The following is a 13,577-nucleotide window of genomic DNA, read 5'->3' on the forward strand; positions in this document are numbered from 1 at the left end:
CGAGTTTCTCAATGAGAAACAAAAGTTTTCCCACATAGTATGATGCAGATCATGTTTTGAGAACGGGTCCGGGGTGTTACGCCCTGGTAAGACCGTCCGGGAGCGAGGAGCCGTCGCCGTGAAAGCCCTGCCCATCGAGAGCACCGGCCACTCCGCCGCCGTGGGCTCGCGCCTGCGCAACCACCGGCTGCGCGCCCACATGACCATCGACCAGCTCGCCACCGCCGCCGGCCTCACCAAGGGGTTCGTCAGCCGGGTCGAGCGGGACATCACGTCCCCCTCCGTGGACTCGCTGGTGCGCATGTGCCAGGTGCTGCGCATCGACGTGGGAGCGGTCTTCGCCGGCCCCGCCGACGTCGAGCTCGTCCGGCTCGCCGACGCCCCGCACGTGGACCTCGGCGGCGAGGGCATCGAGGAGCAGCTCATCACGCCCACCGGCCAGCGCAAGGTGCAGGTCATCCGGGCGCGCGTGGCCGCCGGGGGCCGCGGCGAGGAGTCGATGTACAGCATGGACTGCGAGACCGAGGTGCTGCACCTGATCAGCGGCCGGTTCCGGCTCATGGTCCCGGACCGCACCTACGAGCTCGAGGCCGGGGACACCGTGAGCTTCCCCGGCACCGAGCCCCACACCTGGGAGAACCCCGGCCCCGAGGAGGCCGTGCTGCTGTGGATCCTCGGCTCCTGAGCACCCCGCCCGTCCCGCCCGTCCCGTCCGTCCGTCCGTCCACCATCCCCCGTCGAGAGGACCGCACACCATGAACCCCGAGCGCATCACCACCACCGGCGACGACGGCACCCGCGTCGTCGGTCCCGTCAATGCCGCCCTCACCCCGCGCTGGGCCGGGCTGGGCACCTTCGCCCGCCTGCCGCGCACCGACGAAGTGGAGCACACGGACATCGCCGTGGTCGGCGTGCCCTTCGACGCCGGGGTCTCCTACCGGCCCGGCGCCCGCTTCGGGTCCAACCACGTCCGGGAGTCCTCCCGCCTGCTGCGCCCGTACAACCCCGCGCAGAACGTCTCCCCCTTCGCCGGCAAGCAGGTCGCCGACGCCGGGGACATCGTGGCGAACCCGTTCGACATCGGCGAGGCGATCGAGGCCATCGAGGCCCAGGCCAAGGAGCTGATGGGCGAGCGCACCCAGCTCGTGGCCATCGGCGGGGACCACACCATCGCCCTGCCCCTGCTGCGCGCGGCCCACTCCCGCCACGGCAAGGTGGCCCTGCTGCACTTCGACGCGCACCTGGACACCTGGGACACCTACTTCGGCGCCGAGTACACCCACGGCACCCCGTTCCGCCGCGCCTGGGAGGAGGGCCTGCTCGACACCGACGCCGCCTGCCACGTGGGCACCCGCGGGCCCCTCTACGGCACGCAGGACCTCGACGACGACGCCCGCTTCGGCTTCGGCATCGTCTCCTCCGCCGACGTCATGCGGCTGGGCGTGGACGCCGTCGTGGCGCACCTGCGCGAGCGCGTCGGCGACCGCCCGCTCTACGTCTCCCTGGACATCGACGTCCTGGACCCGGCCCACGCCCCCGGCACCGGCACTCCGGAGGCCGGCGGGATGACCAGCCGGGAGGTGCTGGAGATCCTGCGCGGGCTGCGCGGCACGAACGTGGTGGGCTGCGACGTCGTCGAGGTCGCCCCCGCCTACGACCACGCGGAGCTCACCGGGGTGGCGGCCGCGCACGTGGCCTACGAGCTGATCACCCTGCTCGCCATGGGCCCCGGCGCGGCCCCCGACGGGCCCGCGTACGGGCTGGCCGGGCACGTCTACGGGTCCGCCGCGCCGGAGGCCGGGCAGGGGCAGCGGTGACCGGCGGCGCGGCCGCGACCCGCCGCACGGACGCCGTGCCCCTCTTCGCCCACCGTGCCGAGGAGTTCCGCCCGTCGCCGGTGCGGGCGGTGTTCGAGATCGCGCTGCAGCCCGGGATGATCTCTCTGGCCGGCGGCAACCCGGACATGAGCGCGCTCCCGCACGAGGTGGTCGCCGACATGGCCGCCCGGATCCTCGCCGAGCGCGGGCCCGAGGTGCTGCAGTACGGCTCCGGGGCCGGCATCGGGCGGCTGCCGGAGCTGATCGTGGAGCTCATGGGCCTGGAGGGCGCCGAGATCGCCCCGGACCGGATCCAGATCACCGCCGGCTCCCAGGCGGGCCTGGACCTGGTGACCAAGCTGTACTGCGACCCCGGGGACGTGGTGGTCGCCGAGGGCCCCACCTACGTGGGTGCCCTCGGGGTGTTCGGCAGCTACGAGGTCGACGTCGAGCACGTGGACGTCGACGACGACGGGCTGGACCCGGAGGCGGTGGCCGAGCGGATCGACGGGCTCCGGGCCGCCGGCCGCACGGTGAAGTTCGTCTACACGGTCCCGAACTTCTCCAACCCCACGGGGGTGACGACTTCCGAGGAGCGGCGCCGCCGGCTCGTGGACGTGTGCGCCGAGCGCGGCGTGCTCGTGCTGGAGGACGACCCCTACGGGCTGCTCGGCTTCGACCGTGCCCACCGGCTGCCGTCCCTGTACTCCCTGGCCCCGGACACGGTGATCCACCTGGGCAGCTTCTCGAAGATCTTCTCCCCGGGGCTGCGGGTGGGGTGGATCGCGGCCCCGCCGGCGGTGCGGGCGCGGCTGCAGATCGCGGCCGAGGCCGTCACGATCCACCCCTCCGTGCTCAGCCAGGAGCTCGCCGCCGCGTACGTCGGCAGCGAGCACTGGCGGCCGTCCCTGGACCGGGCCGTGGCGCTCTACCGCTCCCGCTGCGCCGCCATGATGGAGGCCCTGGAGACGCACATGCCGCAGGGCGTGCGCTGGACGCGGCCGGCCGGGGGGTTCTTCACCTGGCTGGACCTCGGGCCGTGGACCGGGGACGGCGACCTGCTGCGGCGGGCCGTCGACCACGGCGTCGTGCTGGTGCCCGGCGGCGCCTGCTACGCCGACGGCCGCGCCACCACGAGCCTGGGCCTGGCCTACTCGGCGACCCCGGAGGCGGAGATCGCCGAGGGGGTCCGCCGGGTCGGTGAGATGCTGCGGGGCTGACGCCCCGCGGCCCGCCCCGGTGCGGCGCGCACCGGGGCGGGACCCGCCCGCGCCCGGCTAGACTGATCCGCAGCTTCAGCAGCGAGGCTTCCACCACCCCGGGGGCATCCCCGCCGGGGGCGACGCCTCGGAGCTGCTGTGATCCTTCCCCGCCCGCGCACCGACCTCCCCGAGCTGGGCGAGGTCGCCCAGGCCCTGACGCGCCTGGGCGAGAGGCTGGGGGCCGGCCCCGCCGACTCGCTGGTCGACGCGGTCGTCCGGTGCGCGGTGGAGTGGGTGGAGGGCGCGCGCTGGGCCAGCGTCACCATCCTGCAGCAGGGCAGCTTCCGGACGCTGGGCCACACCGGCCCGGAGGCCGCCGCCGCCGACGCCCTGCAGTACGAGCTGCGCTCGGGTCCGTGCGTCGACGCGGTCCTGGACGGCAGCGTCCTCGTCTCGGGGGACCTCGCCCACGACGACCGCTGGCCCGGCTACGGGCCCCGGGCCGTCCGCGAGGTCGGCGTCACCAGCGTCCTGTCCCACCGGCTGCGGCTGATCGGGGACCCGGAGCTGATCGCCTCCCTGAACCTCTACTCGGACGCGCCGGACGCCTTCGACGAGCACGCCGTGTGGGCCGGGACGCTGCTCGCCACGCACGCGGGCCTGGGCATCTCGGTGGCGGTCACCCACCAGCGGGCCGCCCACCTGGAGACGGCCCTGCGCACGAACCGGGAGATCGGGACGGCGATCGGCATCCTCATGGCCCGGCACCGGGTCACCCGCGAGCAGGCCCAGGAGCTGCTGCGGCTGGCCAGCCAGGACACCAACCGCAAGATGAGCGAGATCGCCGCCGAGGTGGTGCGGACGGGGGAGCTCTCCCTGCCCCGCCGGCCTCCGTCCGGCGGGTCCTGACCGCGGCGCCCTGATCGGTGCCCCCGGTGCACCCGGCCGGTCCGCGGTGCCGCGGGGCTCAGGCCGCGGGGCTCAGGCGAGGACCGCCTCCGCGGCCCGGCGCCCGGAGGCCAGGGCGCCCTGCGTCGACCCGGTGGTGCGGTGGTCACCGCACACGTAGAGGCCGTCACCGAGCGCGGCGGGGCGGTCGGCCACGCGCCCGGGCGGCTGCTCGGGCAGGGCGTCGCGGATCTCGTGCACGGTGAGCAGGTCCCACGCGGAGGCGTCCGCCCCCCAGATCCGGCTCAGCTGGCGCCGCACGTCGGCCTCCGCGGGCAGTGCGGCGCCGCGCGGCAGGAGGGCGCTGGCCTGGACGAGGGCCCGGCCGTCCGGGGCGTAGCTGGGGGCCGCGCTGCTCACCACGGCGGTGTCGACGAGGGGTCCGCCGGTGCGGCCGGGCAGCACCAGGCACGCCAGCTCGGAGGGGGCGGACTCCGCCGCGAACCACCACGTGGCCTCGCCCTTCATCGGGGTGGCCGGCAGATCGAGCAGCCCGGCCGCGGCCGGGCCCTCCGTGGCCACGACCACGGAGGGCGCCCGCCAGGTGCCGTCCCCGGCGCCCACGGACCAGCCGGTGCCGGTGCGCTCCAGGGCCCGGACGCGGGTGCCCAGGACGGCGGGCGCGCGCAGCCCGTCGTGGATCCACTCCGGCAGCGCGCCCATCCCGCCGGCCGGCAGGCCCGGGGTGCCGAGCAGGAACCAGCCCACCAGCTCCCGCACGAAGGCGGCGGAGGTGCGGCCCTCGTCCTCCAGGATCACCCCCGCCAGGAAGGGCTCGAGCACCAGGTCCCGCAGCGGGCCGCGCACCCCGGCGCGGTCGAGGGCCTCGTGCCACGGCCGGTCGTGCTCCTCCTGCCGCCGCGCGCTGGGGTCCAGGCCGGGGGCGAGCCAGGCCAGCAGGGCCGGCAGCCGCCGCAGCTCCACGCAGGGGCTGCGCAGGGTCTCCACCAGACGGCGGGGGACCCGCCGCGGGTCGGCCAGGACGTCGATCCCGTCGCCGCGGGGGACCCCGGCCGCCGCGTCGAAGGGCTGCAGGCCCAGTGCCGCGACCTCCACGCTGCGCCGCAGCTCGGTGTAGGCGGGGTTGAGCACCTGGAAGCCGCGGTCGCAGCGGAAGCCGTCGACCAGGTCGGTGCGCACCCGGCCCCCGACCCCGTCGGAGGCCTCGAGGACCGCGACGTCCAGACCGTGCTGCTCGAGCAGGCGGGCGCACTGCAGACCGGACAGTCCGGCGCCGACGACGATCACGTCATGGTCCACGAGGAGCCTCCTAGCGGGTCGGGACGGCCGCGGCCGGGTGGGCGTGCGCGGCGGGTGCCGCGGGGCGGGCGGGGATCGTGAACAGTGCCGACTCCACGGTCAGCCCGGGGCCGAAGGCCAGGGCGCACACGGTGCGGTCCTCGCCCGGCGGGGCCTCGTCGATCACCTGGCGCAGCACGTGCAGGACGGTCACGCTGCTCATGTTCCCGCGGGTGGCGAGCACGTCCCGGGACTCGCGCAGCGCCTCGGGAGGCAGGCCCAGCGTGTGCTCGAGCTTGTCGAGGATCCCCCGGCCGCCCGGGTGCAGGGCCCAGTCGGTGATGCTCCCGCGGTCCACCGCACCGTCCGGTCCCTCCAGCAGGGCCTCCAGGGCGGCGTGGATGTTGTCCTCCAGCACCTGCGGCACGGCCGCGCCGAGGATCATCTCGAACCCGGAGTCACCGATGGTCCACGCCATCGCCTGCTCGCCGTCGGGGATGACGAGGGTGCGGAACCGGTCGAGCTGCAGCAGCGGCACGCACCCGTCCGGGACCCGCGAGCCGACCAGGGCCGCCGCCGCGCCGTCGGCGAAGAGGGCGGCGCCCCGGATGGCGTCCGCGTCCCGGGCCGGGCGCAGGTGCAGCGTGCACAGCTCCACGGCCACGAGCAGCACCACCGCGTCCGGGTCCGCGGTGGCGATGGCCGCCGCCTGCCGCAGCCCGATCAGCCCGCCGTGGCAGCCCATGAAGCCGATGTGCGACCGGCGCGTGGCGGGGTTGAGCCCGAGGTCCCGCACCAGGTGGTAGTCGGGCCCGGGGGCGAAGAAGCCGGTGCAGGAGACGGTGACCACGTCGGTGATGGAGGCGGGGTCGACCGCGGGGCAGCGGGCCAGCGCGTCTTGGGCGGCCTCGGCGAACAGGCCGGGGGCCTCCTCCATGTAGGTGCGGTTGCGGGCACCGGTGAGCGGCGCCCGGAACCGGCCGTCCCCGGTGATGTAGGGCGATCCGTCCCGGGCGTCGTGGTCGACCAGCTCGGAGAGCACCGTGTGCCGGCGCGCGACCCCGGAGGCGCCGAACACCGTGCGCAGCAGCCGGGCGTTGAGCCGGTCGGTGCCGGGCTGGGCCTGGTAGAGGTCCTGGGCGTCGGTCTGCTCGAGCACGTGCGGCGGAAGGGCCGTGCCGAGGGACAGGAGTGCGGGCGTCATCCCGTCCAGTATCCGTGCTGGCACCGACAGCCGCCACGGAGGGCGCGCGGAGAACGCCCGGGGAGGGTGCGCAGGACGCGCGGGGCGTGGCGGCGGCCGGGCGGGCCCGCGGTCCGCGGACCCGCCCGGAACGGTCTCAGACGGTGGTCGTGGCGGCGTCGAAGTCCAGCCGCGGCAGCCGGTCGTGGCGCGGGGCGGCGGGGGCGCCGATGTTCACGACCATGAACGAGCGCAGGCTGGTCCCGGCGTGGAACGCGGCGTCCACCCCGGGGGCGTCGAAGCCGCCCATGGGGCCCGCGGCCAGGCCCACGGCGCGCACGGCCAGCACGAAGTACCCGGCCTGCAGGTGGGCGTTGTCCCGGCCCATCCGGTCGCGCAGCTCCTCGTTGCCGGCGAACACCGCCTGGTTGCCGGCGGCGGGCGGGAACACCACGGGCAGGTGCTCGTGCCAGTCGGCGTCGTAGCTGAGCACGGCGACCACGGGGGCGCCGGCCGTTTTGGCCCGGTTGCCCTCGGCCAGGAGGGGGAGCAGGCGCTCCTTGGCCTCCGCGGAGCGGATCCAGGTCACGCGCAGCGGCTGGATGTTCATGGCCGTGGGGCCCATCTTGGCGAGGTCGAAGATCGCGCGCAGCTGCTCGTCGCCGACGGGCTCGTCGAGGAACTCCGAGGCGGTGCGGGCCTGGTGGAAGAGGAGATCAGCGGAGGGGGCGTCGAGGACGGTCCGGTCCTGGAGGACGTCGGCGGTCATGGGGGTTCCTTCCCGGTCGGCAGCAATTGCTGTACGTGTCAACAAAACCGGGGCCGGATCCATGCCCGGCGCCGCTGTGCCGTGCGTCACGGCCGGGCCGGTAGGGTGGGCCCATGTCCTCCGCTCCGGCCGCCGCCCGCCGCGCCCTGCTCCTGGGCGGGGCCCTGACCGGGATGGGGCTCCTGCACTTCGCGCGCCCGGCGCCCTTCGACGGGCTGATCCCGCGGGCCCTGCCCGGCCCCGCCCGGGCGTGGACCCTGGGCTCCGGCGTGGCGGAGCTGGGGGTCGGTGCACTGCTGCTGCACCCGCGCACCCGGCGCGGCGGGGGCTGGGCCGCGGCGGCCCTGTTCGTGGGGGTGTGGCCGGGCAACGTCACCATGGCCTGGCGCGCCCGCCGGGCCTCGCCGGCGCGGCGAGTCGTGGCGATCGTGCGGCTGCCGCTGCAGCTGCCGCTGATCGGCGCGGCGCTGCGCGTGGCCCGGGAGGCCTGAGCGCCGCGACCGCGCCCCGGCCGCCCCGCGTTCGCATTCGGTCACACGTGCACGCCCTCCCTACGCTGAGCACAGCACAGGAGTGGGGGCTCCGGCACCGCAGGGGGTCGCTCCCGCTCCAGTCCATCGGGGGGTGGAACCGTGTGCTCCCTGCTGCCTCCCGCCCGACCGGCCGGAGGAACTCCCGTGACGCCCACTCGCAGCACCACCATCTCCCTGGCACTGGCTGCCGCTCTCGCACTCGTCCCGCTGGGCCCCGCCGCGGCGGCCGCGCTCCCGCAGCCCGGCCCGGAGGCCGCGCCCCCGGCCACCACGCCGGCGGAGGGCACCGACCGCGTCGTCGTGAAGTTCCGCGACGGGACCGTTCCGGAGGGCTCCCGGGACGACGTCTACGCGCGGGCCGCGGAGCGCGCCGGGGGCAGCGGGCTCGCCGAGACCACGACCACCGCGGACGGCGCCCAGGTGCTGCGCACCGGCGGGATGCTCGCCGGTGCCGAGCTCGAGGCCCTGACCGCGGCCCTGGAGCAGGACCCCGCCGTGGAGTACGCGGCGCCGGACCTGCTGGCCGGCACGGCCGCCGTGCCGGACGACCCGTCCTACACCGCCCTGCAGTGGAGCCTGTGGGACGACCCGGCCGGGCTGGGCATGCCCGCCGCGTGGGACCTGGCCACCGGGGCCGGGCAGACCATCGCCGTGGTGGACACCGGCATCACCGCGCACCCGGACCTGGACGCCAACGTCCTGCCCGGCTACGACTTCGTCTCCACGGCCGAGAACGGGCGGGACGGCGACGGGTGGGACGCGGACCCGTCCGACGAGGGCGACTACCCGGACGCGGTCCTGTGCCCCGCCAGCCCCATGCCGACGGCCTCCACCTGGCACGGCACCCACACGGCCGGCATCGCCGCGGCCGACGCCGACAACGGGCAGGGCATCGCCGGGGTGGCCCCGGACGCCCGGATCCTCCCCGTGCGCGCCGTGGGCGCCTGCAGCCAGGGCTACATCACCGACGTCGCCGCGGGCGTCACGTGGGCCAGCGGCGCCGCGGTGCCGGGCGTGCCCGCCAACCCGAACCCGGCCACGGTCATCAACCTCAGCCTCGGCGTCCCGGGGGAGTGCCCGCCGGTCCTGCAGACGGCGATCGACGAGGCCCTGACGCGCGGCATCCCGGTGGTCGTGGCCGCCGGGAACCAGGGGATGGACGCCGCCCGGTCGGCGCCGGCCAACTGCGCCGGGGTCATCTCGGTCGCCGCCACGGACGTCTCCGGCGCGCTGGCCCCCTACTCCAACTTCGGCTCGGTGACGCTCGCCGCCCCCGGCGGCGACCCGTACGCGCAGATCCTGTCCACCGGCAACGCCGGGGCCCAGACGCCGGCCGGACCGGCGTACACCGAGCGCAACGGCACCTCCATGGCCGCGCCGGCCGTCTCCGGCGTGGTGGCCCTGCTCCGCCAGCGGTCTCCGGAGCTCGGCGTGGACGGGATCCGCGCCGCCCTGACCGGCACGGCCCGGCAGGCCCCGGGCGGCTGCGCCGCCGGCTGCGGCGCCGGCATCGTGGACCCCGTCTCCGCGCTGGTCCAGGCGCAGGGCGGGGAGCCCTTCGGCACCGGAGGCGGTATCGGCGCCCTGCACCGCAAGATCGCCGCGAGCGCCGGTGAGCCCCGCTCACGGGAGCTGTGCGCGCTCGGCGGGAACCCGTGCTTCCAGGAGTTCGCCAACGGGTGGATCGTGTGGAGCGCCGGCACGGGCGCCCGCTGGACGTCGGCCCTGCCGGCGCAGTGGTGGGGGATCGCCTCCGCCGGCTGACCGGTGGCCCGCTCCGACGGCGCCGTCCACCCCGGGGTGGACGGCGCCGTTTCCCGTGCGCCCGTCGCCGGTCTCCCGCGGCGGTCCGGCACGTCCCATTCCGTAACAGAAGCAACCGCTTCGTACGCTGGGCGCAGCCGCGCCGGCCGCCCCCGGCCCCCGCGACCGGTGCGCCGCTCAGCCTCCGGCGGCGCTCCGCCTCCCCCCACCGGCTGGAGACCCCCATGACGTCCTTCCACGGCCGCGCCCTGCCCGGCGCGCTGTCCGGCCTCCTCGCGGCCGCCCTGGTCCTCACCCCGTTCGCCGGCACGGCCCCCGCGCAGGCCCGGCCCCGCCCCGAGCACCCCGTCCCGGCGGCCACCGCGCCCGGGGCCGCAGCGCCGGCGGACACCGCCACGACCGCCCAGCACCCACCCGTGCCCGCGGACCGGCACGGCGCCGGGGCGGGCGAGCCGGCCGGGGGCGGGACCGACCGCGTCGTCGTGAAGTTCCGGGCGGGCGCGGACCCCGCCCCGCGGGTCCGCGAGCGGGTCTACCGGGCCGCCGCCGAGCGGGCCGAGCGGGACGGCGCGGCGGAGGGCCGGCGCCCGGACCCGGCGCCGGAGCTGGAGGAGATCGCCGAGAGCGTGGGGGCGGCGAAGGTCGTGGCGGCGGACGAGTTCCTCGACGCGGCGGAGGCCGAGGCGCTGGCCGGCGCCCTCGAGCAGGACCCGGCGGTCGAGTACGCCGAGCCCGACCACCTGGTCGGCGTCGCCTCGGTGCCCGACGACCCCTACTATGCGCCGTCGCAGTGGAACCTGCACCCCACGCGGGCAGGCCTCGGCCTGCCCCGCGCGTGGGACCGGGCGACCGGTGCGGGGCAGACCATCGCGATCGTGGACACCGGGATCACGGCCCACCCCGACCTGGACGCCGGGATCCTGCCGGGCTACGACTTCGTCACCCACTTCGAGCGCGGTGTGCCGCGGGGCAACTCCCGCGACGGCGACGGATGGGACCCGGACCCCCGGGACGAGGGGGACCACGCCGGCGCGGACGAGTGCCGGCCCGGGGCCGCGGCCGTGCCCTCCTCCTGGCACGGCACCCACACGGCCGGCACCGCGGCGGCGCGCGGCGGCAACGCGACCGGCGTGGCCGGCGTGGCCTACGACGCGCGGATCCTGCCGGTGCGCGCCCTGGGCGCCTGCGGCGAGGGCTACGTGTCGGACATCGCCGTGGCCGTCGCCTGGGCCGCCGGCCACGACGTCGGCAGCGGGGTGCCGGTGAACCCCCACCGCGCCACCGTGGTGAACCTCAGCCTCAGCTTCCTCTCCAGCAGCTGCCCGGCCGTCCTGCAGGAGGCCGTGGACCGGGCGCTCTCCGCCGGGACGAGCGTGGTCGTGGCGGCCGGCAACCACGACCGGGACGCGCGCACGGAGTCCCCGGCCAACTGCCGGGGCGTGATCTCCGTGGCCGCCTCCACCGCCTACGGCACCCGCGCCCCGTACTCCAACTGGGGGGCGGTCACCCTGACGGCCCCCGGCGGGGACGTCTCGCGCGCGGTGTGGTCGACCACGAACAGCGGGCTCACCCGGCCCGGGGCCGGCAGCTACGCCGGCAAGTACGGCACCTCGATGGCCAGCCCCACGGTGGCGGGCGTCGTCGCCCTCCTCCGCCAGGCCGCCCCCGGCCTGACCCCGGCCCAGGTCAAGAGCCACCTGGTCGCCACGGCCCGGCCGCTGCCCGGGCAGTGCCCGGGCGGCTGCGGCGCGGGCCTGGTGGACCCGGCGGCGGCGGTCTCCCGGGCGACGGTGCAGCAGGGACACACCACGCGGGGCGCCATCGGGCGGCTGCACGAGCGGATCCGCTCGGCCACCGGGGAGCCGCTCTCGCCGGAGGTCTGCGGGCTGCCGCAGGGCGGGTGCTCGCAGGAGTTCGCCCGGGGCGCCATCTACTGGACGGCGGCCACGGGCGCCCACTGGGTGCACGGGGCGGTCCGCGGGGCCTGGAACCGCTCGGGGGGCGTCGGCGGCCACCTCGGCTATCCCCGCTCCGGGGAGCGCGGCGACGGCGCCGGCGGGGTCCACCAGTCGTTCCAGCGGGGCCGGACCGTCTGGAGCCCCGGGACCGGGGCGGCGGTGCTGCGCGGGGCCATCGGGGCGCGCTACGCCGCGACGGGCGGCGAGCGAGGGGTGCTGGGGCACCCGCTGGGCGACGAGCGCGGCGGCCCGGCAGGAGGCGCCCGCCAGGTCTTCGAGCGGGGCAGGATCCTGTGGTCGCCGGCCACGGGGGCGCACGCCGTGCGCGGGGCGATCGGCCGCGCCCACGCCGACCTGGGCGGGGAGGCGGGGCGCCTGGGCTACCCGGTGGGCCCGGAGCGGAGCTCCGGCGGCGCGACCGTCCAGCACTTCCAGGGCGGGACGGTGCTCTACCGCCAGGGCCGGATCACGGTCGCCTCCGGCTGACCCGGTCCGCGTCCGTCCCCTGCGACCCCGGGGCCCCTGCCTCGGGCGTTGAGCCGGTGGATGCGGCCGCTGAGGACGGTCGCGGAGCCGCACCAGCCGGCGTAGGGCAGCAGCGCGGCCCCGAGCAGCGCCCGCGCCTGCCCCGCGCGGCGGGCCAGATCGGCGGAGCCGGCCGTCAGCGCCGCCGCCACCACCGTGGCCAGGGCGGTGCGGTGCTTGCCGAAGAACACCCAGCTCCACTTCCGCGGTGCCGGCCGCGGCTGCGGCCGCGGTCTGCGCGGAGGTCTCGAGCAGAGTCGTCCAGAACCTGTGCTAGTCCGTTTCCTCGGCGGTTCCGTGCGGTGGGTCCACCCTGTGCCGGGCCCAGGCGCCGAGGATCCCGGCCACCAGGGAGCCGGCGTTGCCGGCGGCCAGGTCCCCCATGGTGTCCGTGTAGCCGACCTGCACGCGCGGGTCGACCAGCGCGTAGCCGGCGAACTCCACGTACTCCCAGACCAGGGCCAGCGTGGTGCCGAGGGCGGTGACCACCAGGACGTGGGTCACGGGCCCGGGCGTGCGCAGCCGGCCCCAGCGTTCCAGGGCGCGGAAGGCGAGCTCGGCCAGCACGGCGGTCGCCGCGAAGTGGACCACCAGGTCCCAGTGCTCCAGCCGCTCGTAGAGCAGGAACACGGAGCTCCACGCGGCGACCAGCAGCAGCAGGTCCGTGGCCAGTTCCAGGAGCGCCGGCAGCCGGGCCCGCCAGGTGATCGTGATGCCCAGGCAGACCAGCATCATCACGGCGGCGCCCGCGAGGTTGAAGAACACGGCCGTGAGCAGCACGGACAGCGGGCCCGCCCACCGGACCGCGAGCACGGTCCACCTCATGCGCCGCTCCGGGCGGCACGGTGGCCCAGGCGCGCCTGCCAGCGCTCCCAGGGGCGCTCCTCGGCCCAGTTCACCCGGATCGTCCGCACGGCCCGCGCCAGCCGGCGGACGGCAGGGCGCCCGGCCCGCAACGCCCGCGGCGACATCCCCACCGTGAGGCCGGGCCGGTACAGGATGCGTCGCCCCGGGGCCAGGCGGAAGCTGAGGTCGAGGTCGTCGTGCAGCTCCGGGTCGTGGCGGTGGACCCGGTCCCGGACCTCGAGCCACCAGGACCGGTGCATGGCCATGTTGGTGCCGAACAGGGGCGGATGGCCCAGGGCCGAGGCCGTGCTGAGCACGTACAGGCCCATGTAGAGCTCGGAGAGCAGCCGGCCCGCCCCGGGAGGCAGGCCCCGGAAGCGGCCCGGCCCGGCGACGGCCACCGCCTCGGGGCAGGACCCCAGCGCGGCGAGCAGCCCGGCGATCCACTCCGGGCCCGGCACGGTGTCGGCGTCGCAGCGCACCACCACGTCCCCGTGGGCTGCGTCGTAGCCGGTGGCCGCGGCGGCGGGGATGCCGGGCCGGGGCTCGAGCACCACGCGCGCCCCGGCCGCCCGGGCGACCTCGGGCGTGCTGTCGCTGGAGGCGTTGTCCACGACCACGATCTCGTCCGGCGGGCGGGTCTGGGCGACGACCAGGCGCAGGCACCGGGCGAGGTGCGCGGCGTCGTCGCGGGCGGGGACGACCACGGAGACGGTGGGGGACCAGGGCCCGGAGGCGGGGGGCGGGGGCGGTCCGGTCCGGGCTCTGCTGTCCGTCATGGACCCATTCTCAC

The 13,577-nt window shown here is 76.7% G+C and carries 13 protein-coding genes; 7 read left to right on the forward strand and 6 right to left on the reverse strand.

Going from position 1 to position 13,577, the window contains the following annotated elements:
• Nucleotides 1-118: 118 nt before the first annotated feature.
• From AYX06_RS13265 to AYX06_RS13280, 4 genes are all read left to right on the forward strand, one after another.
• A complete protein-coding gene (locus AYX06_RS13265; RefSeq protein WP_062736174.1) occupies nt 119-685 on the forward strand; it encodes a helix-turn-helix domain-containing protein in 567 nt (188 codons plus the stop codon).
• A 70-nt stretch (nt 686-755) separates the two neighbouring features.
• Nucleotides 756-1,817 (forward strand): agmatinase, encoded by a 1,062-nt coding sequence (gene speB / locus AYX06_RS13270; protein ID WP_062736175.1) that lies wholly within the window; start codon nt 756-758, stop codon nt 1,815-1,817.
• On the forward strand, nt 1,814-3,037 hold the full coding sequence (locus AYX06_RS13275) for an aminotransferase-like domain-containing protein (protein ID WP_062736176.1): 1,224 nt from the start codon (nt 1,814-1,816) through the stop codon (nt 3,035-3,037). Before speB ends, AYX06_RS13275 begins: the two co-directional genes overlap by 4 nt.
• Nucleotides 3,038-3,175: 138 nt before the next feature.
• Nucleotides 3,176-3,928, forward strand: a complete 753-nt coding sequence (locus tag AYX06_RS13280; RefSeq protein WP_062736177.1) for a GAF and ANTAR domain-containing protein — start codon at nt 3,176-3,178, stop codon at nt 3,926-3,928.
• 72 nt (nt 3,929-4,000) lie between these two features.
• Here AYX06_RS13280 and AYX06_RS13285 read toward each other — a convergent pair whose 3' ends face one another.
• From AYX06_RS13285 to AYX06_RS13295, 3 genes are all read right to left on the reverse strand, one after another.
• On the reverse strand, nt 4,001-5,227 hold the full coding sequence (locus AYX06_RS13285) for an NAD(P)/FAD-dependent oxidoreductase (RefSeq protein WP_062736178.1): 1,227 nt from the start codon (nt 5,225-5,227) through the stop codon (nt 4,001-4,003).
• A 10-nt stretch (nt 5,228-5,237) separates the two neighbouring features.
• Nucleotides 5,238-6,410 (reverse strand): type III polyketide synthase, encoded by a 1,173-nt coding sequence (locus AYX06_RS13290; protein WP_062736179.1) that lies wholly within the window; start codon nt 6,408-6,410, stop codon nt 5,238-5,240.
• A 136-nt stretch (nt 6,411-6,546) separates the two neighbouring features.
• Nucleotides 6,547-7,158: a malonic semialdehyde reductase gene (locus AYX06_RS13295; protein ID WP_062736180.1), complete on the reverse strand. Its 612-nt coding sequence runs from the start codon at nt 7,156-7,158 to the stop codon at nt 6,547-6,549.
• Between the two features lie 113 nt (nt 7,159-7,271).
• On the opposite strand from AYX06_RS13295, the gene AYX06_RS13300 reads away from it, so the two are divergent.
• From AYX06_RS13300 to AYX06_RS13310, 3 genes are all read left to right on the forward strand, one after another.
• Nucleotides 7,272-7,649 (forward strand): DoxX family protein, encoded by a 378-nt coding sequence (locus tag AYX06_RS13300; RefSeq protein ID WP_062736181.1) that lies wholly within the window; start codon nt 7,272-7,274, stop codon nt 7,647-7,649.
• A gap of 186 nt (nt 7,650-7,835) precedes the next feature.
• Nucleotides 7,836-9,455, forward strand: a complete 1,620-nt coding sequence (locus AYX06_RS13305; protein WP_062736182.1) for a S8 family serine peptidase — start codon at nt 7,836-7,838, stop codon at nt 9,453-9,455.
• Between the two features lie 224 nt (nt 9,456-9,679).
• Nucleotides 9,680-11,899: a S8 family serine peptidase gene (locus AYX06_RS13310; protein ID WP_062736183.1), complete on the forward strand. Its 2,220-nt coding sequence runs from the start codon at nt 9,680-9,682 to the stop codon at nt 11,897-11,899.
• Here the strand turns inward: AYX06_RS13310 and AYX06_RS13315 are convergent.
• The 3 genes from AYX06_RS13315 to AYX06_RS13325 form a co-directional block, all read right to left on the reverse strand.
• Nucleotides 11,863-12,129 carry a tryptophan-rich sensory protein gene (locus AYX06_RS13315; RefSeq protein WP_062736184.1) on the reverse strand — a complete coding sequence of 89 codons (267 nt, stop codon included), beginning with the start codon at nt 12,127-12,129 and terminating at the stop codon, nt 11,863-11,865. The genes AYX06_RS13310 and AYX06_RS13315 overlap by 37 nt on opposite strands.
• Before the next feature lie 82 nt (nt 12,130-12,211).
• Nucleotides 12,212-12,763 carry a hypothetical protein gene (locus AYX06_RS13320; RefSeq protein ID WP_062736185.1) on the reverse strand — a complete coding sequence of 184 codons (552 nt, stop codon included), beginning with the start codon at nt 12,761-12,763 and terminating at the stop codon, nt 12,212-12,214.
• Nucleotides 12,760-13,563: a glycosyltransferase family A protein gene (locus AYX06_RS13325; RefSeq protein WP_062736186.1), complete on the reverse strand. Its 804-nt coding sequence runs from the start codon at nt 13,561-13,563 to the stop codon at nt 12,760-12,762. The genes AYX06_RS13320 and AYX06_RS13325 overlap by 4 nt, the downstream gene beginning before the upstream one ends.
• Nucleotides 13,564-13,577: the final 14 nt, after the last annotated feature.

This window comes from Kocuria turfanensis (assembly GCF_001580365.1).
Classification (GTDB): Bacteria; Actinomycetota; Actinomycetes; order Actinomycetales; family Micrococcaceae; genus Kocuria; species Kocuria turfanensis.

What these genes read in the sequence shown, in the direction of transcription:
- AYX06_RS13295 (WP_062736180.1), bottom strand. Translation starts at nt 7,158, where the DNA reads ATGACCGCCGACGTCCTCCAGGACCGGACCGTCCTCGACGCCCCCTCC.
- AYX06_RS13310 (WP_062736183.1), top strand. Translation starts at nt 9,680, where the DNA reads ATGACGTCCTTCCACGGCCGCGCCCTGCCCGGCGCGCTGTCCGGCCTC.
- AYX06_RS13290 (WP_062736179.1), bottom strand. Translation starts at nt 6,410, where the DNA reads ATGACGCCCGCACTCCTGTCCCTCGGCACGGCCCTTCCGCCGCACGTG.
- AYX06_RS13325 (WP_062736186.1), bottom strand. Translation starts at nt 13,563, where the DNA reads ATGACGGACAGCAGAGCCCGGACCGGACCGCCCCCGCCCCCCGCCTCC.
- AYX06_RS13320 (WP_062736185.1), bottom strand. Translation starts at nt 12,763, where the DNA reads ATGAGGTGGACCGTGCTCGCGGTCCGGTGGGCGGGCCCGCTGTCCGTG.
- AYX06_RS13300 (WP_062736181.1), top strand. Translation starts at nt 7,272, where the DNA reads ATGTCCTCCGCTCCGGCCGCCGCCCGCCGCGCCCTGCTCCTGGGCGGG.
- speB (WP_062736175.1), top strand. Translation starts at nt 756, where the DNA reads ATGAACCCCGAGCGCATCACCACCACCGGCGACGACGGCACCCGCGTC.